We start from the raw sequence: 19817 nt of genomic DNA, 5'->3' as shown, positions 1-19817 counted from the left end.
GGTTCCTCGCTACTGATCGTAATCCACGACCACGCGGTCTGTCAGCGGATAGGCTTGACAGCTAAGCACGTAGCCCTTCGCAACCTCGTAATCCTCAAGCGCATGGTTGGCGAGCATCTCAACCTCACCTTCCAGCACCTTGCAGCGACAGGTTGAACACACGCCGGCCTTGCAGGCGTAAGGGGCGTCCATCGCGTTTTCCAGGGCGGCATCAAGCACAGACATGTCCTTGGGGATGGTCAGTGTCTGGGTTGAGCCGTCCAGAGTAATGGACGCACTGGTCTGATTGTCCGTCCGGCAGGCATCCGCCGCGCTTGCCTTGCGCTTTGCACGACCGGGCTGCGCGCTGGCGAACAACTCGAACTTGATCTGGCTGTCCTCCAACCCGTGGTCGCGCAGGGCGGCGGCAATGCCCAGCATCATCGGTTCGGGCCCGCAGATAAACGCTGTATCGACGTTTTCGATATCGACCCAGTGCTTGAATAACTCAGCGCATTTTTCCTGTGTGACTAACCCGGTGAACAGGTCGATTTCCTGGGAATCCGTTTCCAGAATATGGATGACATTCAAGCGGCCCATATAGAGGTTCTTGAGGTCCTCCAATTCCTCGCGGAACATGATCGTGTTGATGCCTTTGTTGGCATAGATCAGCGTAAACCGCGATTGGGGTTCGCGGGCGAGGGTGGTTTTGAGGATCGACAGAACCGGTGTCACGCCAGACCCACCGGCAAAGCCGAGATACTGCTTTGCGGCGTTTTCATCTATCGGAGCATGAAAGCTGCCCATGGGCGGCATGGCCTGCACAATGTCACCGATACTCAGCTCAGCGTTGGCCCAGTTTGAGAACGCGCCTCCATCGACCCGTTTGATGCCTACCTGCAGAACGCCATCGTCTTTGCCTGCGCAGATCGAATAAGACCGGCGCAGTTCTTCGCCCTCAAAGTCGCGCCGGAATGTCAGGTACTGACCGGCGGTAAAGTTGAATTCTTCAGCTGCACCATTCACAGGTTCGAGCGTCACAACCACCGCATCGCGGATCGTTTTGTGGATATCGGTAACTTTCAGATCGTGGAAACGTGCCATCCGGTGCTTCTCCTCAGATGCACTTAAAGTAATCGAAGGGTTCCAGACAGTGGGTGCAACGCCAATGCGCCTTGCACGGGGTTGAGCCAAACTGGCTGACTTTTTCAACTGCCTTGCTGCCGCAATGCGGGCAACGCTTGGGGCCGCCTGCCGGTTGCGGGGGGGCGATCCCGTATTCTTCCAGCCTGGCGCGGCCTTTGTCACTCAGCCAATCTGTGGTCCAGGCGGGTGCGATGGTGGTTTCGATCCTCAGATCCTTGATCCCGTGATCCCGTAGCGCCGTTTCGATGTCCATGCTGATGACTGAGGTCGCAGGGCAACCGGAATAGGTTGGGGTAACCGTCACAGTCAGTGTGCCCGCATCCCAGTGCACATCGCGCACGATCCCAAGATCGACCACTGAAATCACAGGGATTTCAGGGTCAGGAACTGCATCCAGCCATTCCCAAATCTGGTCAGTTGGCACCCGTTCCATGTGGGCCTACCAGCTAGCGCCGGGATAGGCGCGTTGCAGCCATTGCATCTGAGTCAGCAGGTGTCCAAGGTGCTCGGTATGCATCTGCCCGGTACGCCCGCCCTTGTGCGCAAATGTGCTGTCGGGGATGGTCAGCGTCGCATCCGCCAGAACACGTTGGACCAATGTGTCATATTCGGCGCGCAGATGGGCAGGGTTGGGCGCGATACCCGCTGCCACCATCTCGGAGTCCACCTCATCGCTGGCGAACATCTCACCCACATAAGGCCACAGATAATCCAGCGCCGCCTGCATCCGGTCATGGCTTTCCGCCGTTCCGTCGCCCAACCCAACAACCGTGTCGCTTGAGCGTTCCAGGTGATAGGCGACCTCTTTGCTGGCCTTGGCCGCAATGGCCGCGACACGGTCGTCTGACGATTTGATCAGACGCCCTAGCATGATCGAATGCCATGCATCAAACAGGAATTGGCGCATCAGCGTCCGGCCAAAGTCTTCGTTTGGAACCTCGACCAGCAGAACGTTGCGAAAATCCCAAACGTCGCGCAGGAACGCCAAGTCATCCGCGCTTTTGCCGCCTTCCACTTCGCCCGCAAGCCCCAGCCACATCTGGGTTTGGCCGATCAGATCCAACGCAGTGTTGGCCAGCGCGATATCTTCTTCCAGCACAGGCGCATGACCGCACCATTCGCTGACGCGATGACCCAGGATGAGCGTGTTGTCACCCATTCTCAGCAGAAACTGCAGGAAGGCTTCGTTGCGGCTCATCACATCGCCCCCACTTCATCGGGAATGTCGAAGAATGTCGGGTGACGGTAGACCTTGCTTTCGCTGGGCTCATATAGCGGGCCCTTGTGACTGGGGGATGAGGCCGAAATGTTGTTCGCTTCGACCACCCAGATCGACACTCCTTCGTTGCGGCGGGTGTAGACATCGCGTGCGTTCTTGATCGCCATTTCCGCGTCAGCCGCGTGCAGCGAGCCGACGTGGCGATGGCTCATACCGTGCTGACCGCGGATAAAGACTTCCCACAGGGGCCATTCGTTTTTCATCGGGTTTCCTCCTCAGGTCAGGCTTATTCAGCGGCCACTTGACCAGCGCGTTTCTTCTTTGCGTGGGCCAGCAGGCCGTCGCGCACCCATTGCCCGTCGTCCCAGGCTTTGTTCCGCGCGGCCAGACGATCTGTGTTGCAAGGCCCGTTGCCTTTGATGACGTCAAAGAACTCGGACCAGTCGGGTTCCGAGAAATCGTAGTGGCCGCGTTCTTCGTTCCATTTCAGGTCTGGATCGGGGATGGTCAGGCCTAGGAATTCGGCCTGCGGCACGGTCTGATCGACGAATTTCTGACGCAGCTCGTCATTGGTGTTCATCTTGATCTTCCAGGCCATCGATTGGGTCGAATGAACCGAGTCCTTATCCGATGGCCCGAACATCATCAGCGATGGGTACCAGAACCGGTCCAGGGCATCCTGTGCCATCTTCTTCTGCTCGGGCGTGCCTTCGGCCATCTTGCGAATGGCATCATAGCCCTGACGCTGGTGGAAGCTTTCTTCCTTGCAGATCCGGATCATGGCGCGCGAATACGGCCCGTAAGACGTGCGCTGCAACGGCACCTGGTTCATGATCGCGGCCCCATCGACCAGCCAGCCGACCGCGCCGATATCGGCCCAGTTCAGCGTGGGATAGTTGAATATCGATGAGTATTTCATGCGGCCGTCCAGCAGCATTTCGGTCAACTCGTCCCGGCTGACGCCCAGTGTTTCTGCCGCGCAATACAGGTACAGCCCGTGCCCGGCCTCGTCCTGAACCTTTGCCAGCAGGATTGCCTTGCGCTCCAATGTGGGCGCGCGCGTGATCCAGTTGCCTTCGGGCAGTTGTCCAACGATCTCAGAGTGGGCGTGCTGACCGATCTGGCGGATCAGCGTTTTGCGATAGCCTTGCGGCATCCAATCCTTCGGCTCGATCTTGATGTCCGCGTCGATCTTTGCCTGAAATTCCGCAAGCTTTTCGGGGTCATCATTTGTGGCCTCGGATTTAACCATTTGTGCGTACATCTTGTGTCCTCCGTTCGGGTTGACCCAGACTTGAACCGATCAGCACGGCCCGTTCGGTGATCTGCCCGTCAAACCCGTTCCAAAATCAAAGCGGCACCCTGTCCAACGCCCACGCACATAGTGCATAGCGCGTAACGACCGCCTGTCCGGCGTAGTTGATACGCAGCCGTCAGCACCAATCGCGCGCCGGACATGCCAAGCGGGTGACCTAAGGCAATTGCGCCTCCATTTGGATTCACATGCGCTGCGTCGTCGGGTAGGCCCAACTCTCTGAGCGTCGCCAATCCCTGGGAGGCAAAGGCCTCGTTCAACTCTATCACATCCATCTGTTCGATGGTTAGCCCGACCCGGGCCAGCACCTTGCGACTGGCCGGTACCGGGCCAATCCCCATGATGCGCGGTTCAACCCCGGCAACCGACATGCCCACAACGCGCGCGATCGGAGTGAGGCCATTCTTTGCGGCCGCCCCTTCATTCGCCATCAGTATCGCTGCCGCGCCGTCGTTGACGCCCGATGCATTGCCTGCCGTTACTGTATTGTCTGGTGCATTCACCCCTTTAAGGCCCGACAGTTTTTCTGCCGTTGTGCCCGGGCGCGGGTGCTCATCGGTATCGATCACAACCGGATCGCCTTTGCGCTGTGGAACCGAGACCGGGGTGATCTCATCCGCGAACAGACCTGCTTTGTGCGCGGCGGCCCACCGGGCTTGACTGCGCGCGGCGAAACTGTCCTGATCTGTGCGGCTGACGCCGTAGTCTTCGGCCACGTTGTCAGCGGTTTGTGGCATTGAATCAATGCCATAGGCCTGCTGCATCTTGGGGTTCACAAAGCGCCAGCCAATCGTTGTGTCATAAACCGCATTGTTGCGCGTGAACGCGGATGTCGCTTTGGGCATCACAAAAGGCGCGCGGGACATGCTTTCGACCCCGCCCGCGATTGCCAGGTCATAGTCTCCTGCCTTGATCCCGCGAGCCACCATCCCAACCGCATCCATGCTGCTGGCGCACAGACGGTTCACTGTGGTTCCTGGCACCTCGACCGGCAATCCGGCCAACAAGGCAGCCATCCGCGCTACGTTCCGGTTGCTTTCACCAGCCTGATTGGCATCCCCATAGATGACGTCATCCACGCTGGACCAGTCCACTTGCGGGTTCCGCTCTTTCAAAGCGGCTAGCGGAATGGCCGCCAGATCATCCGTGCGGATCGCGGACAACGCACCTCCATACCGCCCGATCGGAGTGCGCGTCGCATCGCAAATGAATGCATCCATCCGTGAGGTCTCCTAGGTGTTCACGTTATTCATAGACCGTATGGTCGGTTTATAGGGTTTCTACCGATTCGAGGCAAGTATCATGTTACCAAGAAATGGCGGTTGCGGAAATAACGGTAACATATCGAATCGTCACCACCGATGCTTGGCACGAGTTGGCCGTGATCAAGCTTAGCTGTTCAATTCAGCTTCCAGCGCAGAGAGCTTTGGCCGGGGCAACCGGTCCAGAAGATCAGAAACGGCCGCTCGGCATTCAGGCCCTTTCCAATCGGCGGGAAGGAAATCTGCTGGCAACACCGGGTGGCGCAATACGATGCGGCGCCAATTGTGTACGATGAGAACGCGTAACATCGCGGTTTCCATCGGATCATCCGCACCGGTTCTAGGTAGAAGGCCATCGACGATATGAACAGATTCTAGGAAATCAGCATATGCGGTTTTCAACGGCTGCGGCCCGAACAGGTCTTGCAACCAGTCAGGAACAGAAATGGCGCTGGTCTCATAGCCCAGCAAATCCTCCAGATCATCCGGCATCGGCCCCGGCGCCATAGCTGTTGCCGGGTTGAGTGACACATAATCCCCGGTCAACAATAGGTCAGCCAGTTCTTTACGGGATGTGTCGGAGTTGTTTGCAATCAGCACGTGCCAGATATCCGGCATGCTGACTTCACGCCCATAAATGCGCGGTGCGGCTGCAGCGCTTTGATTGCGCCCATAGTCCGTGAGGTGATGGGTGCTTGCGCGCCCGATGCGGGTGCTTTCGATCCACCCGTCTTTGCGCAAGCGATGCAAGGCAACCCTTGTTGCCTCAGCCTTGATGCCAACGCGACCCGTCAACGCTGTAATAAGTGAACCGCTTATCTGGTCCGATTTGTTTTGCGCAAGATCGCCAAAAATCGTGACCAAGACCGACCACACCCGCAGGGAGTCGGTGGATGTCAGTCGACCGACACAGGAGTCAAACCAGTCGTTGGGTGCGTCTTTCATGACCGCAGTATAGGCGGGCCGGATTGAATTGCCATCCGGCCCGAAGCCTTTAGTAGGCCACCATGGTCAGCAGTTCGTATTCAGCGACAAGTTCATCATCCTGCTGGGTCAGCGTGACGTGCCAGCGTACCTCGCCATACTGATCATTGCGTTTCGTCTTCGACTTTACAGTCAGGCGCACCTTGATGGTGTCCCCCGGCACAACCGGTTTCATAAAGCGCAACCCATCAAGGCCAGTATTGGCCAGGACAGGGCCCTCGTTCGGTTCGACAAACAACCCGGCGGCGAAGGACAACAGCAGGTATCCGTGCGCGACGCGACCGGGGAAGAACGGGTTCCTCTCCGCCGCGGCCTGATCCATGTGCGCATAGAATGTATCGCCCGTGAATTCGGCGAAATGTTCGATATCATCCATCGTTACAACGCGCGGCGCCGTGACGAGTGTCTCGCCGATTTCAAGATCGTTGTAGCGTCGGGTAAAGGGGTGGGCGGGCCCTTTGATTTCGGTTGCGCCCGGAACCCATTTGGACCCGATCGCGGCCAGGATGTCCGGAGACCCCTGAATGGCCGTGCGCTGCATATAGTGTTTTACACCCCGCACGCCGCCCATTTCCTCGCCGCCACCTGCGCGACCGGGGCCGCCATGAACCATATGGGGCAGGGGTGAGCCATGGCCGGTGGATTCTTTCATCGAGTCGCGGTTGTTGAAGTAAAGCCGCCCGTGATAGGCCCCCGCGCCCATGGCGAATTTGCAAGCGACATCCGTGTCATGGGTGATGACCGATGCAACCAAAGAGCCCTGTCCCTTGTTCGCCAGCTCAATCGCGTGATCGGTATCTCGGTATCCCATTATGGTGCTGACCGGGCCGAAGGCCTCGGTGTCATGGACGCGCGTTGCCGCATCTGGATTGGCGCAATGGAACAGCATCGGTGGCAGGAATGCCCCTTTTTCGACATCTGCGCCGTCAACGGCAAAGTCATCCGGATCGCCAAACACACGCTCGGCCTCTTGCCCAATGGTCGCGGCTTTTTCCAGAACATCCCGTTTTTGAGCATTCGAGACCAGCGCTCCCATGCGCGTGGTTTCAAGTCTCGGGTCGCCGATGACCGTTTTGGACAGGCGCGCGGAAAGGGCTTCGATCACCGCCTGTACCTGTGGTTTAGGCGCGATGATCCGTCGGATTGCGGTACATTTCTGACCCGCCTTTGTGGTCATCTCCCGCTGAACTTCTTTGATGAACAGGTCAAATTCCGGCGTTCCCGGTTCAGCATCGGGGCCCAGAACCGAACAATTCAGGCTGTCTTGTTCGGCAACAAACCGTACCGAATTCTCAAGAATGACAGGGTTGGAGCGCAGTTTTAGTGCCGTGTCGGCCGAACCAGTAAAACTGACCATATCCTGCAAAGTCAGACGATCCAGCATATCCCCCAAACCGCCTGAAACAAGCTGCAGTGCTCCGGCTGGCAAAATGCCCGAATCCAGCATCAGTCGCACGCACAGTTCGGTGACATAGCAGGAATTCGTCGCCGGTTTGACGATCGCTGGAACACCGGCCAGCAGAGTCGGGGCGAGCTTTTCCAGCATGCCCCAAACCGGAAAGTTGAACGCATTGATATGGACCGCCACGCCTTGCAGTGGGGTGCAGATGTGCTGGCCCAAAAATGTGCCGTTACGCGACAGCTGCTCGACGTCACCGTCCAGATACACGTGTCCGTCCGGCATCTCGCGGCGGCCTTTTGATGCGAAAACGAACATGGTGCCGATCCCGCCATCGATATCGATCAGGTGATCTGATTGCGTGGCCCCTGTATTAAACGACAGGTCATACATGGCCTGCTTGTGCTGCCCCAGATGCAGAGACAGCGCCTTGAGCATCTTGGCGCGTTCGTGAAAGGTCAGCTTACGCAGCGCAGGCCCGCCAGTGTTTCGGGCATAGTCCAGCATGCCCTGCACATCCAAGCTGTTGTTGCCAGCGGTCGCGATCACTTCGCCCGTTACGGCGCTGGCAATAGTGCGGGCGCCGTCGCCCGGGGCAATCCATACGCCCGCTGCGAAACTTGAAATCTGCTGGATTGTCATGAGCCACTCCTCAGTCCTGAGATGATCTGCGCGGGCTTGCGCGCGGTAAAGATAAGCATATTATTTAACCGTATGGTCGGTCAATATTTAACGACTGCCTGTTTGTTGTTCTGGTCAATTCAAACCTCTGCGGGTAACTGGGCGAAGCCGCGAAAACGGATGCGCCCGCCGCGTATTGCGCCGTCTGTGATCTGATAGTTTGGAAAACGGTTCAAAAAGCGGCTGATCGCGATCTTGCCTTCCATCCGGGCAAGGGTCAGGCCGACGCAGGTATGTGGACCACCGGCAAACGCATGATGTTTGTTGGGCCTGCGGTCCAGCTGCACGTTATCAGGCCGGTCAAACTGCCTTGGGTCCCGGTTGGCGGCCCCGATGCATAGATGAATATCTGTACCCGCCGGGATGGCATGACCATGAAACGTGACCTCTTCGGTCGTCAGGCGGTTGCCAAACTGGTTTGGGCTTTCCAGGCGCAGGAACTCGTCCACGGCTGGGGTGATGAGGTCAGGAGAGGTCAGCAACTCGGCCCGTTTATCCGGGTGTCGGTGCAGCAGCTCCAGCGCGTTGCCGATCAGGTTTGTCGTGGTTTCGTGCCCTGCGTTCAGGATGAAAATGCAGTTCTGATACAGCTCAATCTCGGTCAGGCCACCTTCCGCGTCGTCCTGCATCAACCGGGTCAGAACATCCGTGTCCGGGTTGCCGGGATTGCGTCTTCGGTCGTCAACGACATGGCGCAGGAATTCTTTGAACTCGGTAACCGCACGATTACCCCAGTTTTCCTGTTCGGGTGTCAATTGGGGCTCTAGCGCACCAAGGATGGCCAGAGACCAATCGCGCAAGGGTCCGCGTTCGGATCGGGGAATGCCCAGCAGGTTGCCTATGATTTCAATCGGGATTGCTCCGGCAAAATCCTGGATTAACTCGACGCTGCCCTTGGCCTGCATCTGATCCAGCAGAGCATCGACCAGCTCGATCAAACCCGGCTCCATCTGCGCCAAAGCGCGCGGGTTCATCGCCCCGACCATCACCTTTCGGACACGGGTATGCAAGGGCGGGTCATTGAATACCAGGCTGGTGGTGTGGTGTTCGTATAGGGGACTGTGGACCCCATATTTCGGGCCAAACACCGCCTTCTTGTCCGAGATGAACCGCGTTGTATCCCGATAGACCAGATCCAGATCCGCGTACCGCGACAGGATCACTGAGCCGTCAGGCTGCGGGCAAACCGGCATGTCCTCGCGCAATGCGGCATAGGTTGGATAGGGGTCCTGGTGAAACCCGTCTGGAAGCGCGGTCAGGGAAAACATCAGTGACCCATCGCCCCCATGTGCTCAGGCAGGACCAGTACAAGCCACGGCACCAGAACGATCAGGGCCAGACGGAAGATATCGGCGATCCAGAAAGGCGTTACACCTTTGAAAATCGTTCCGGTCGAGACATCCCCGACCACGCCTTTCAGTATGAACACGTTCAGGCCAACTGGCGGTGTAATCAGGCTGATCTCTGTCACGACAACAACCACGATGCCGAACCAGATCGGATCATACCCAAGTGATGTCACCAGTGGGAAGAAGATCGGCACGGTCAGCAGGAGCATCGACAGCGATTCAAACACGCAGCCCAAGATGATGTAGATGCATAGGATCATCAGGATCACCACAAAGGGTTCTACATCATATGCGGTGACCAACGCGATCAGCGCTTCAGGCAAACCCGCAAGATTGATGAAGTTCGAAAATATCTGCGCCCCGATCAGGACCGAGAACAGGGCTGCTGCGGTAAACGTGGTTTCTTTCAGAACTTCAAACGTGGAACTCAGGCTCAGCCCGCCACGCGACAGGGCGATCAGAAAGGCGCCCATGGCCCCCATACCAGCGGCTTCCGTCGGGCTGAATGTCAGGTTCAGTGGGTGAAAATCAAAGGCACCATAGAGCCCGCCAATGACCAGAAAGAACAGCAGTAACACAGCCCAGACCGAGCGCAGGGCCTTCAATCTCTCACCCCAACCATGCTTCTCGCCAGCCGGTCCCGATTCCGGTTTGCGCCAGACGGTCCAGCGGACTGCAAACAGGTATAAGATGATGCCCAGTACACCGGGGATGATCCCGGCGACGAACAGTTTGCCGATAGATGTTTCGGTCAACAAACCGTAGATCACAAGGATCACAGAGGGTGGGATCAGGATACCTAGCGTACCACCTGCCGCGATTGAGGCAGTCGACAGCTCATCCGAGTACCGATAGCGGCGCATTTCCGGCATCGCGACTTTGGACATCGTGGCTGCGGTGGCCAGAGACGAGCCGCAGATCGCAGAAAACCCACCACAGGCCGCAACCGTAGCCATCGCGATGCCGCCTTTGAAGTGGCCAAGAAACGCATTTGATACGGCGTAAAGTTCGCGCGCCAGCCCGCCTTTGTTCACGAACAACCCCATCAGGATGAACAGCGGAATAACCGAAAGGCCGTAGTCTTGTGCCGTGTCGGTGATCTGACGACCGACCATCGACATGGCCGCTTTCAAACCGCGTTCGGATAGGATGCTGCCTCCGCGTTCGTATGCAAAACCGAGCGTTCCGACCAGACCCATTGCAAACACGATTGGCAGGCGCAGAAGTACGAGAACAAGAACAAGGGCAAAACCGATCAGCGCAGCAGTCATTGCTGGTTCTCCGTCAGAACTTGGGGCGCGAAGATGTACAGCAACCCGGTTGTGATCATTGCAACGGCAGTGACTGCAGTGGATGCAGCGATGAACCAGCCGATGTAGAAAACGGGGATCGACAGGTACTCGGTCACATCTCCATAGTCCCGTGCCCGTTCAGCAAGGATCCAGACTCGCTGAATCGGCCAGAACAGCATGATGCCCGAGATCAGATAGACAATCGCATCCCTGGCGCGGCTAAGCCGGAATTGTGAAAACAGCCCGTCGGTCAGATCAACGGCAATCTGGCCCTTTCCTGCGGACACCATTGGCAGGACCGAAAAAACGAGGATGGCCATCAGAATGCGCGTCAGTTCGGTTGCCGCCTCAATCGGTGCATTGAAGATTGATCGCAACACGACGTCGAAGAACGTCATCACCATCAGCACGAATAGCGCCAGACAGGCAAGTATCGTCGGGGCGACGCTGACGCGACGCGCAAAGGTCACAAAGGATTGCATGTATAGTTCCTGCAGGCTGAGGGTGGCTGGCGGTTCGTTCCCGCCAGCCAGGCTTGGTTACTGCGACGCCATTTCGTTGACGATCAGGTCATAGGCTGCCTGCGCATCGACGCCTGCGCCATTGACTTCATCAATGACCTTGGCACGGACATCCACGGCAATCGCGTTGAACTTTTCAAGGTCTTCGGCAGACGCGGTGTTGATCGCATTGCCATCGGTGCCCTCGGTAGCTTCGCGCCCGATGGCATCAATTTCGTCCCAGATTTTACCAATTTCGCGGCTCAGCGGTTCGCCAAATACCTGCCCTTCCAGCGCTTGCTGCAGCTCAGCAGGCAGATCAGCAAACGTGTCTTCATTCATGATGAACGCGAAGGATCCGCGGTACAGACCGCCAGGAACTTCATAGACGTTCTGCGCCACTTCGGTCAGCTTGAAGCCCTTGCGGGATTCAAACGGCATCACAACGCCATCTGCTGCTTTTGACGCCAGTGTCTCGTACACTTTCGGGGCCGGCACCTGGATGCCGGTTGCGCCAAGTGCTGCACCGACATCGCCGCCGACACCGCCCGGGATACGGACCTTAAGACCCGAAACCTCGTCCAGCGAGGTAACCGGGTTGCTGGAATGCAGCTGCGCCGGTCCGTGGGTGTGCAGGGCAATCACTTTCACGCCGCGATGTTCGTCTGCGGCTTTCAGGTGCGTGTCATAGGCGCGCCAATAGGCAACCGATGCGGCCTCGGCCGAGCCCTCATAGCCGGGCAGTTCGATCATTTTGGTGGTGACAAAGCGACCGGGCTGATAGCCGTGGAAGATGATCGAGGCATCCGCCGCCCCGTCCATGATCAGGTCCATTTGCGCAGGCGGAGGCGCAATGCCCAGCTTCAGTTCCGCGGTGACCTGGCCATCCGTGGCCTCTTCAACCATCTCAACGAATTTTGGCCACATCTTGGCGTTGATGCCGTGGGTCGGCGGCGCCCAGCTGGAAATCGTCAGCGTATAATCTGCGGCCAGTGCCACGGTGCCTGAAACGGCCAAAGCGGCCGATGCCAGCAAGGTGCTTAACTTGGTGAGTTTCATGTTCAGTGCCTCCCTTTGAAACATGCATTCAGAATGCGCTAATGGTTACTTTTGTAACTATCAACATGTTATTGGCGTTTCGCTTGGGCTGCGATGACCCAAGACGCGGGGCTTTCTTTCGCCACAACCCGCATGGTCGCCGCTGACGTGCGGCTTCCGATTTCATTGCGATAGTTCATGGGTCCTCCGCGCCAGCGCGGGAAGCCATAGCCGTGGATTTGAACCATATCGACGGCCTCGGCGTTTTCGGCGATCCCTTCTTCTATGATCAGGTCGCCCTCGTTGGCCAATACGGCCAGAAGACGCGAAGAAATATCCTGAGCGCTAAAACTACGCCGAGCAATACCTTCGGTGGCTGAATAGGTTTCGATTAGCGCCTCAACCTCGGGGTCGCGGATCGGTTTGCGATCCTCAGCGTTATATCGATACCAGCCTTTTCCCGAACGCTGGCCAAATCGCTCCATCTCGCAGAGTTGATCGGCGATGGTTACATAGCGTTCGTTCGAATCGCGCGTTGCCGCATTGCGTTTTCGATTGGCCCATGCGATCTGTAGTCCGGTCAGATCTTGCAGTTCGTAAGGGCCCATGGGCATTCCAAAATCGCGCATCGCCTGGTCTACCTGATAGGGCAGGGCACCATCTGCCAGCAGATAGTCGGCTGCGCGGCGATAGGCTGCCAGCATACGGTTGCCGATGAACCCGTCGCAAATGCCCGATAGGACGGAAATCTTGCGGAGTTTCTTGCCCAGTGCAAAGCCTGTGGCTACTACTTCGGGAGCGGTCTGGGGCGAATGCACAATTTCGAGCAGTTTCATCACATGGGCCGGGCTGAAGAAATGCAAACCGATGCAGCGCGCCGGGTTTTCGATACCCGCAACAATTTCAACCGGGTCGAGATATGAGGTGTTGGTGGCCAAAATGGCTTCGGCGCTCATGTGCTGCGCCAATTCGGCAAAGACCTGTTGTTTGACCGTGATATCCTCGAACACAGCCTCAATTGCCAGTTGCGCGTCGGCCGCCTCAGCATAGCTGTCAACGGCGCGAAACCGGGACAGGGCGTTCTGGAATTCAGCCTCTGTCATCTTTCCGCGTTTGACCGCACCGTTCAACAGACCGTCAACCCGGTCATGAGCGGCATTTGCAGCCTCGGTATCCCGCTCAATCAACGTAACGGACAATCCACTGCTCAGCGCGGCAGTTGCGATGCCAGCCCCCATCAAACCGCCGCCGACAACGGCAATGCGATGAATTTCGCGCGCCTCGATACCCTTGATCATCGCGGGTTTTGAGACTGTGCGTTCAGCAAAAAATGCATGCCGCAAGGCGCGGCTTTCTGAACTTTGTCGCAGCGCCATATGAAGTGCGCGTTCTTTCGGTTGCCCCACAGAAAATGGTTCCGTCGCCCAGCCTAGTGCGGTCAGGTTTTCCATCGGTGATTGCTGCCCCTTGGCGCGCTTCTCCAATTTACTGCGCGAGGCCTCGATTAGGTCAGGCGCAAAACCAGCAACAGGGCGCCGGCTGACGGGCACCGGGCGTTCTGGCAAATCAGAGACAAAGCGATCAACCGCATCTTCCAAAGCATCTGCCACCAGATCGACGGCACCGTGCTGTTGCATAGACTCGGCTTTCAGGATCTTGCCCGAACAGGCCAGGTCAATCGCCAGATCCATCCCCACAAGGCGGGGTAAACGCTGCGTGCCGCCCGCGCCGGGGATCAGCCCGACATTGACCTCGGGCAGTCCGAAGCCCGTGCCGGGTGCTGCAATGCGCCATGCGCAGGCCATCGCAATCTCAAACCCACCGCCCAGAACATTGCCATGCATACAGGCGATGAACGGAACCTCGCTGTCTTCAATCATCTGAATGACATCGGGCAGATGTGGCTCGACCGGCGGTCTGTCGAACTCGGACATGTCGCCACCTGCGACAAAGGTTCTGCCAGCGCATCGCAGCACTGCAACCCGTGCGCCTTTGACTGCGGCAACGGCATCGACCAGCCCCTGACGAACGCCGACCGAGGTCGCGTTCACAGGCGGATTGTCAATGGTGACCCACGCAACATCGCCCCTTAGTTCAACGCTCACAGGTGACGAATGCGGCATGTCTGCGCCCTTCAGATGGTTCGGATTCGAAACTGAATCATATATTGACCAACCGTTCGGTTAATGCAATGCTTTAATTCAACAGGCACCACACGGGACAGTCATGAGCGATACGATTCTAGTGGAAAACCACGGGCATTGGGTGGAAATCACCCTGAATCGACCCGACAAGCTGAATGCGTTCAATGACGAGATGCATGAGGCGTTACAGAATGCCCTGAAGTCCGCCCGCGACAGCGGTGCGCGCGCAATATTGCTAACAGGCGCGGGCCGTGGGTTTTGTGCCGGGCAGGACCTTGGCGACCGCGACCCGTCGAAAATGGATGGCCCACCTGATCTGAGCGTGACCGTCCGGACCTACTACGCGCCGTTGGTGCGATTGATCCGGTCGCTGAATGTTCCCGTTGTCTGCGCAGTGAACGGGGTCGCCGCCGGGGCCGGGGCCAATCTGGCACTGGCCTGCGATGTGGTCCTGGCCGGTGAAAGTGCCAAATTCATTCAGAGCTTTGCCAAGGTCGGACTGATCCCTGACACGGGCGGCAGTTGGCATTTGCCTCATCTGGTTGGAGAGGCCAGAGCCAAAGGTTTGGCGCTAACCGCTCAACCCTTGTCCGCACGCCAAGCAGAGGAATGGGGTCTGATCTGGAAGGCGCTTCCTGATGAGGAGTTGCTAACCGAGGCTCGTTCCTTGACCAACCAATTGGCCAATGGCCCAACCGTTGGGCTGGGCAAAACCAAACAGTGCATTCAGACTGCCGCGACAACCACACTTTCGGATCACCTTGAAATCGAAGCAGATGCCATGAAAATCTGTGGGGAAAGCGCGGATTATGCCGAAGGCGTATCCAGCTTCCTTGAAAAGCGTGCCCCGCATTTTCAGGGAAAATGACAATGACCCCTCAAGAACGAGCAGCCAAATCCGCTGCCGCCATGTGGGCCCATGATGCCGCCAGCAAGTGGTTTGGCATGGAGCTTGTCGAAGTTGACGAAGGCCGCGCCGTTCTGGCGTTGACCGTCGCGCCGCATCACTGCAACGGGCATGGGATTTGCCATGGTGGCGTGACCCACGCTTTGGCCGACAGCGCGTTTGCCTTTGCGTGCAACAGCCGCAATGTGGCGACGGTCGGACAGCACACCATGATGAGCTATCTGGCGCCCGGGCAATTGGGTGATCGGTTGACCGCAACTGCCACCGAAACCACGGTTGCGGGTCGTAGCGGAGTGTATGACGTGCGCGTCACCAACCAGGATGACACCGTAATCGCCGAGTTCCGTGGCATGTCACGTGCAATTGGCGGACAGAATTTTGAAGAATAGAACGACGTCGGAGGAGCAACACTATGGATGACCTCTCACCGAGCAAAGCGGATTTGGATCCGATAGAAATTGCCTCGATTGATGAAATCCGTGCAACACAGCTTGAACGCCTGAAATGGTCCGTTCGACATGCCTATGATAACGTCACGATGTACAAGCAGCGTTTTGACGAAGCAGGCGTGCATCCCGATGATCTGCAGCACCTCTCGGACCTGTCGAAATTCCCGTTCACCTACAAGAACGATCTGCGCGACAACTACCCTTTTGGCCTTTTTGCGGTTCCACGTTCGGAATTGGTGCGACTGCATGCGTCATCCGGCACGACCGGCAAACCAACTGTCGTGGGCTATACCCAAGGGGATATCGACAATTGGGCGGATCTAGTTGCGCGGTCGCTGCGCGCTGCAGGTTTGCGAAAAGGTGATATGATCCATAACGCCTATGGCTATGGCCTGTTTACCGGTGGTCTGGGCGCCCATTACGGGATTGAACGGCTGGGCGCGACCGTTGTGCCGATGAGCGGTGGTCAAACCGAAAAACAAGTTGGTTTGATCACAGATTTCCAACCCGACGCGATCATGGTGACTCCGTCATACATGCTCAACATCCTAGAGCAGTTCCACAAGGCGGGGCTTGACCCCCGGCACAGCTCTCTCAAGGTTGGTATCTTCGGCGCGGAACCCTGGACCGATGCCATGCGCGCTGAGGTCGAAGCCGCGTTCGATATGCATGCGGTCGACATCTATGGTCTGTCCGAGATCATGGGTCCGGGTGTGGCCAGCGAATGCGTTGAAACAAAGGACGGCCCTGTGATCTGGGAAGATCACTTCCTGCCCGAGATCATCGACCCTGCGACTGGAGAGGTGCTGCCGGATGGCGAAACGGGCGAACTGGTCTTTACCACCCTGACGAAAGAAGGGTTACCCATGATCCGCTATCGCACGCGCGATCTGACCTGCCTTTTGCCCGGAACGGCGCGTTCAATGCGGCGGATGGCCAAGATAACGGGCCGCAGTGACGACATGATGATCCTGCGGGGTGTCAACGTATTCCCCAGCCAGATCGAAGAGCAAGTCATGGCGACGGGCGGTCTGGCCCCTCACTATCAGATCGAGCTGTACAAATCCGGTCGCATGGATGCGATGCGGGTGTTTGTCGAGGCAACCGAGGGGTCGACGGATGAAATGTCCAAAACGGCAGCGGCACGTATGCTGACGAAACGCATCAAGGACATGGTTGGTGTCTCAACGGAAATTGTTGTAGGTGATCCCGGCGAGGTCGAACGCTCTCAGGGCAAGGCAAAGCGCATCATCGACAACCGCGACAAGGAATAGGCCATGGCCCGAACAATCGCCAAAGACCATGACCAGAAGCGGGAACAGATCCTGAAACGCGCTGCAAAGATTTTTGCGGATCAGGGATTTGACCGCGCCTCCATGACTTTGTTGGCAAAAGAATGCGGGATATCAAAGGCGAACATATACCACTACTACGATAGCAAGGATGCCATTCTCTATGACATCCTTGAGACCTATCTTCGTGAGTTGCGTGATCGCATTTGCAATGTCGATCTGAGCGGGCTCACCCCAGAAGAAAAACTTCGCAAAGCTGTGCGCGAAATCCTTTACGCTTATCAAGGGGCCGATGACGAACATCGCGTGCAGATCAGCGGCATGGGGTCCTTGACCCAAGACCAGCAGAAAACACTGCGCGCCTACCAGTTGGACATGGTGAGCTTTATCCGCGAACTCCTGAAGGAGCTTTCCCCAGAGACCTTGCGTGATGACAAAGACAAGCTGCGCGGCGCCACCATGTCGGTCTTCGGGATGCTCAACTGGTACTACATGTGGAACACCGGGGCCGGAACAAAGGCGCGCACAGAATATGCTGACCTCGTCTGCACTCTGACAGTCCACGGTATTCGAAAGCTTTAGGCGCAGACCTGGTGGGGTCCAATTTTCGGGTTTCGTCTAACTATTCCAACCGCATCTTGAGATCTGCGCGTCCGCGTAGAAACGTCACGCGCAATCGCGCTATACATTCCCGTGGGCTTTCCACATAAAAGCGATATGTCAGCAATCGAATATGTCTATTCCGCGCATTCTGCCTTTGCCTATCTGGGCTCTGCCGAACTTGCCCGAATATGCGCCAAGTACGATGTCACTCTGATCCACAAACCGGTCCTGTTGTCACCAGTAGTTGAGGCGCAGGGAAGTTTGCCTTTCCATGCGCGCACGCAGGCTCATGTGGACTACTTCTTCGGGCGTGAAATCGAGCGATGGGCCGAGTATCGCAATGTCCCGGTCATTCGGTCCAGGCCGACATATCACGATGCGGACTACAGCTTGGCATCTGGCATGATCATCGCGCTGGGGGAGACGGGGCAGGGGACTGACGCCATGGCTCATAGATTGCTCGAGGCCCATTGGCGCGACGACGCAGACCTGTCCGATACCGAGACGCTTGCGGCCGTGGCGGCAGAGTTGGGTCACAATCCAACCACGCTGCTGGATCAGGCCGGATCGGAGCAGATTCAACAAAAACTGCGCGACAACTCGGCCTGGGCGCGAGCTTGCAACATCTTTGGGTCACCAACCTATATCGTGGATGGCGACCCGTTTTATGGGCAGGACCACCTGAGTCTTGTGGATCGCGCTCTTGAGCGACCGTTTCGGCCATCGACATGGACCAATCCATCGGTTGATTGAACCAAGATGTCCGATCCCAAGCTCCTGCTCGTTATTAACGTCCCAGTCCGGTTGGCGTGACCTCGTAACCGGGTTCCTCAGGCTCATCATCTGTCATCTCGGCTGGGAAGCCAGGGGCGCGGATGTCCAGACCAGTTGCGTCTTCCAGGCGGCGGATGATGTTTGGTGAAAGCTCTCGGTCGCCGTAGCGGGCGATGCCATCGTCGAAGATTTTGCAGATCAGCGGCGAGATTTCCAGCGGCACATTGTTGCGCTCGGCAATCTCCTGAAACAGCCCGATATCCTTTTTCACAAGGTCCATAGTGAATGAGATATCGCGCGACCCGTTCAGGATGACCTGACTTTCAGTTACGTGACTAAAGGAATTGCCAGACGATATCGCGATGGCCTCATAGGCGGTGTTGAGGTTCATCCCGGCGGCCTTAGCCACGACCAGCGCCTCAGTATTGGCCACCAGATGAACAGTGGCCAGATAGTTGGTCAGCACCTTCAGCATCGAGGCCGAGCCCAACTCACCCGTGTGCAGTACACGACGACCGAGGGTTGTCAGCAAAGGCAGGACACGTTCGAACGTGGCGCGATCACAGCCTGCAAAGATCGAGATATTGCCTGTATCTGCGCGATGGCAGCCGCCCGAAACCGGGCAATCCACCGCGGCGCCCCCGGCTGCAATGACCAAATTGCCCAGACGAACGGCCTCGGCCTGATCGGTGGTGGACATTTCCATCCAGATCTTACCTTCGCGTACCTCGGGCATCATTTGTTGCAGCACGGCGTCGCAGGCCGCAGGCGATGGCAGGCAGGTGATGACCACGTCACACTCCCGCATCATCTGGGCGGGGTTGTCCCCGGCTGTCGCTCCTTGCGCAACTTTTTCAGCTACGAATTCGGCGTTCAGGTCGTGGACCATCACATCGTGCCCATTGCGGATCAGGCTGCCGCTCAGCTTGCCACCGACATTGCCAAGGCCGATAAATCCGATTTTCATTGTTCTGCGTCCTGTTGTTCTGAAAAGTTGTAGACCACATCGCCAAAACGATGCTGGGCGAAGCCATAGACAAACTCAAGGCTCTCTTCGCTGGCGGTCACGCCATGCTCGGCACCGCCAGGCACAAACACCGCCATGCCCGGGTACACAGCGGTTGCTTTGCCTTCGATGGTGACTTCGCCGTGGCCCGACATAAAATAGTAGAACTCGGCCGGATCGTGACGATGAAGCGGCAAGCGACCGAACGCCGGAAGATGGGCTGTGCCCAGCACGATATCGTCCGAGTTCATTCGATCTTTGCAGATCAGTGTTCTCCAGGTGACATCTCCGAATTTGGGGTCGAAACCGCCCTCAATCGGGGCATCATCACGAAACGCAAACCAGGGGTTTTGCGGCGTGTCACTTGCGGGGCTTGGCTCTAGAGCCAGGTTGAGGTCCATGTCGGACATATTGCTTCCTCCCAAGCAAAAAAGTTTCTTTGACCGAAGTTGCCCGCAAGCTGTGTCCGGTGTTTAAA

Annotated in this window: 20 protein-coding genes; 5 read left to right on the top strand and 15 right to left on the bottom strand. The window is 57.4% G+C overall.

Translation table 11 applies throughout. The annotated features are described in order from the left end of the window. Window positions 1-9 precede the first annotated feature (9 nt). From ACR0EL_RS08045 to ACR0EL_RS07985, 13 genes are all read right to left on the bottom strand, one after another. Window positions 10-1083 (bottom strand): 2Fe-2S iron-sulfur cluster-binding protein, encoded by a 1074-nt coding sequence (locus ACR0EL_RS08045; RefSeq protein WP_480499287.1) that lies wholly within the window; start codon window positions 1081-1083, stop codon window positions 10-12. Between the two features lie 13 nt (window positions 1084-1096). After that, window positions 1097-1558 carry a 1,2-phenylacetyl-CoA epoxidase subunit PaaD gene (gene paaD, locus ACR0EL_RS08040; protein ID WP_480499285.1) on the bottom strand — a complete coding sequence of 154 codons (462 nt, stop codon included), beginning with the start codon at window positions 1556-1558 and terminating at the stop codon, window positions 1097-1099. A 6-nt stretch (window positions 1559-1564) separates the two neighbouring features. Then, window positions 1565-2323: a 1,2-phenylacetyl-CoA epoxidase subunit PaaC gene (gene paaC / locus ACR0EL_RS08035; RefSeq protein ID WP_480499284.1), complete on the bottom strand. Its 759-nt coding sequence runs from the start codon at window positions 2321-2323 to the stop codon at window positions 1565-1567. After that, the gene (gene paaB, locus ACR0EL_RS08030) at window positions 2323-2607 is read right to left on the bottom strand and encodes a 1,2-phenylacetyl-CoA epoxidase subunit PaaB (protein ID WP_480499283.1); all 285 of its coding nucleotides are present in this window, start codon (window positions 2605-2607) and stop codon (window positions 2323-2325) included. Before paaB ends, paaC begins: the two co-directional genes overlap by 1 nt. Window positions 2608-2630: 23 nt before the next feature. Beyond that, window positions 2631-3608: a 1,2-phenylacetyl-CoA epoxidase subunit PaaA gene (gene paaA / locus ACR0EL_RS08025; RefSeq protein WP_480499282.1), complete on the bottom strand. Its 978-nt coding sequence runs from the start codon at window positions 3606-3608 to the stop codon at window positions 2631-2633. A gap of 68 nt (window positions 3609-3676) precedes the next feature. After that, on the bottom strand, window positions 3677-4879 hold the full coding sequence (pcaF, locus tag ACR0EL_RS08020) for a 3-oxoadipyl-CoA thiolase (protein ID WP_480499281.1): 1203 nt from the start codon (window positions 4877-4879) through the stop codon (window positions 3677-3679). A gap of 171 nt (window positions 4880-5050) precedes the next feature. After that, the gene (locus ACR0EL_RS08015; protein WP_480499280.1) at window positions 5051-5866 is read right to left on the bottom strand and encodes a PaaX family transcriptional regulator C-terminal domain-containing protein; all 816 of its coding nucleotides are present in this window, start codon (window positions 5864-5866) and stop codon (window positions 5051-5053) included. 49 nt (window positions 5867-5915) lie between these two features. After that, a complete protein-coding gene (gene paaZ / locus ACR0EL_RS08010; protein WP_480499279.1) occupies window positions 5916-7946 on the bottom strand; it encodes a phenylacetic acid degradation bifunctional protein PaaZ in 2031 nt (676 codons plus the stop codon). A gap of 119 nt (window positions 7947-8065) precedes the next feature. Further along, window positions 8066-9253: a cytochrome P450 gene (locus ACR0EL_RS08005; protein WP_480499278.1), complete on the bottom strand. Its 1188-nt coding sequence runs from the start codon at window positions 9251-9253 to the stop codon at window positions 8066-8068. Beyond that, entirely contained in the window at window positions 9253-10605 is a 1353-nt protein-coding gene (locus tag ACR0EL_RS08000) for a TRAP transporter large permease (RefSeq protein ID WP_480499277.1), read from the bottom strand. The genes ACR0EL_RS08005 and ACR0EL_RS08000 overlap by 1 nt, the downstream gene beginning before the upstream one ends. Then, window positions 10602-11108, bottom strand: coding sequence for a TRAP transporter small permease (locus tag ACR0EL_RS07995; protein WP_480499276.1), 507 nt, complete (start codon window positions 11106-11108; stop codon window positions 10602-10604). The genes ACR0EL_RS08000 and ACR0EL_RS07995 overlap by 4 nt, the downstream gene beginning before the upstream one ends. Window positions 11109-11165: 57 nt before the next feature. Further along, window positions 11166-12185 carry a TRAP transporter substrate-binding protein gene (locus ACR0EL_RS07990; protein ID WP_480499275.1) on the bottom strand — a complete coding sequence of 340 codons (1020 nt, stop codon included), beginning with the start codon at window positions 12183-12185 and terminating at the stop codon, window positions 11166-11168. Window positions 12186-12253: 68 nt separating this feature from the next. Beyond that, window positions 12254-14287, bottom strand: a complete 2034-nt coding sequence (locus ACR0EL_RS07985; RefSeq protein ID WP_480499274.1) for an FAD-dependent oxidoreductase — start codon at window positions 14285-14287, stop codon at window positions 12254-12256. A 103-nt stretch (window positions 14288-14390) separates the two neighbouring features. Here ACR0EL_RS07985 and paaG point away from each other — a divergent pair, with 103 nt between their 5' ends. From paaG to ACR0EL_RS07960, 5 genes are all read left to right on the top strand, one after another. Then, window positions 14391-15176 carry a 2-(1,2-epoxy-1,2-dihydrophenyl)acetyl-CoA isomerase PaaG gene (paaG, locus tag ACR0EL_RS07980; protein ID WP_480499273.1) on the top strand — a complete coding sequence of 262 codons (786 nt, stop codon included), beginning with the start codon at window positions 14391-14393 and terminating at the stop codon, window positions 15174-15176. A gap of 2 nt (window positions 15177-15178) precedes the next feature. Then, complete coding sequence (gene paaI / locus ACR0EL_RS07975) at window positions 15179-15604, top strand: hydroxyphenylacetyl-CoA thioesterase PaaI (RefSeq protein WP_480499271.1); 426 nt, start codon at window positions 15179-15181, stop codon at window positions 15602-15604. Between the two features lie 23 nt (window positions 15605-15627). Beyond that, on the top strand, window positions 15628-16938 hold the full coding sequence (gene paaK, locus ACR0EL_RS07970) for a phenylacetate--CoA ligase PaaK (protein ID WP_480499270.1): 1311 nt from the start codon (window positions 15628-15630) through the stop codon (window positions 16936-16938). A 3-nt stretch (window positions 16939-16941) separates the two neighbouring features. Continuing rightward, window positions 16942-17538 (top strand): TetR/AcrR family transcriptional regulator, encoded by a 597-nt coding sequence (locus tag ACR0EL_RS07965; RefSeq protein ID WP_353009688.1) that lies wholly within the window; start codon window positions 16942-16944, stop codon window positions 17536-17538. A gap of 135 nt (window positions 17539-17673) precedes the next feature. After that, window positions 17674-18312 carry a DsbA family protein gene (locus tag ACR0EL_RS07960; RefSeq protein ID WP_480499269.1) on the top strand — a complete coding sequence of 213 codons (639 nt, stop codon included), beginning with the start codon at window positions 17674-17676 and terminating at the stop codon, window positions 18310-18312. A 34-nt stretch (window positions 18313-18346) separates the two neighbouring features. On the opposite strand, the gene ACR0EL_RS07955 is transcribed toward ACR0EL_RS07960, so the two are convergent. Together ACR0EL_RS07955 and ACR0EL_RS07950 are read right to left on the bottom strand one after the other, a co-directional pair. Then, complete coding sequence (locus ACR0EL_RS07955; RefSeq protein ID WP_480499268.1) at window positions 18347-19300, bottom strand: NAD(P)-dependent oxidoreductase; 954 nt, start codon at window positions 19298-19300, stop codon at window positions 18347-18349. Continuing rightward, entirely contained in the window at window positions 19297-19749 is a 453-nt protein-coding gene (locus ACR0EL_RS07950) for a cupin domain-containing protein (RefSeq protein WP_480499267.1), read from the bottom strand. Before ACR0EL_RS07950 ends, ACR0EL_RS07955 begins: the two co-directional genes overlap by 4 nt. Window positions 19750-19817 lie beyond the last annotated feature (68 nt).

The sequence above is a fragment of the Ruegeria sp. AH12 genome, from assembly GCF_056541465.1.
The sequence above is the reverse complement of the archived record's forward strand: the minus strand, read 5'-3'. Positions and strand labels throughout refer to the sequence as shown.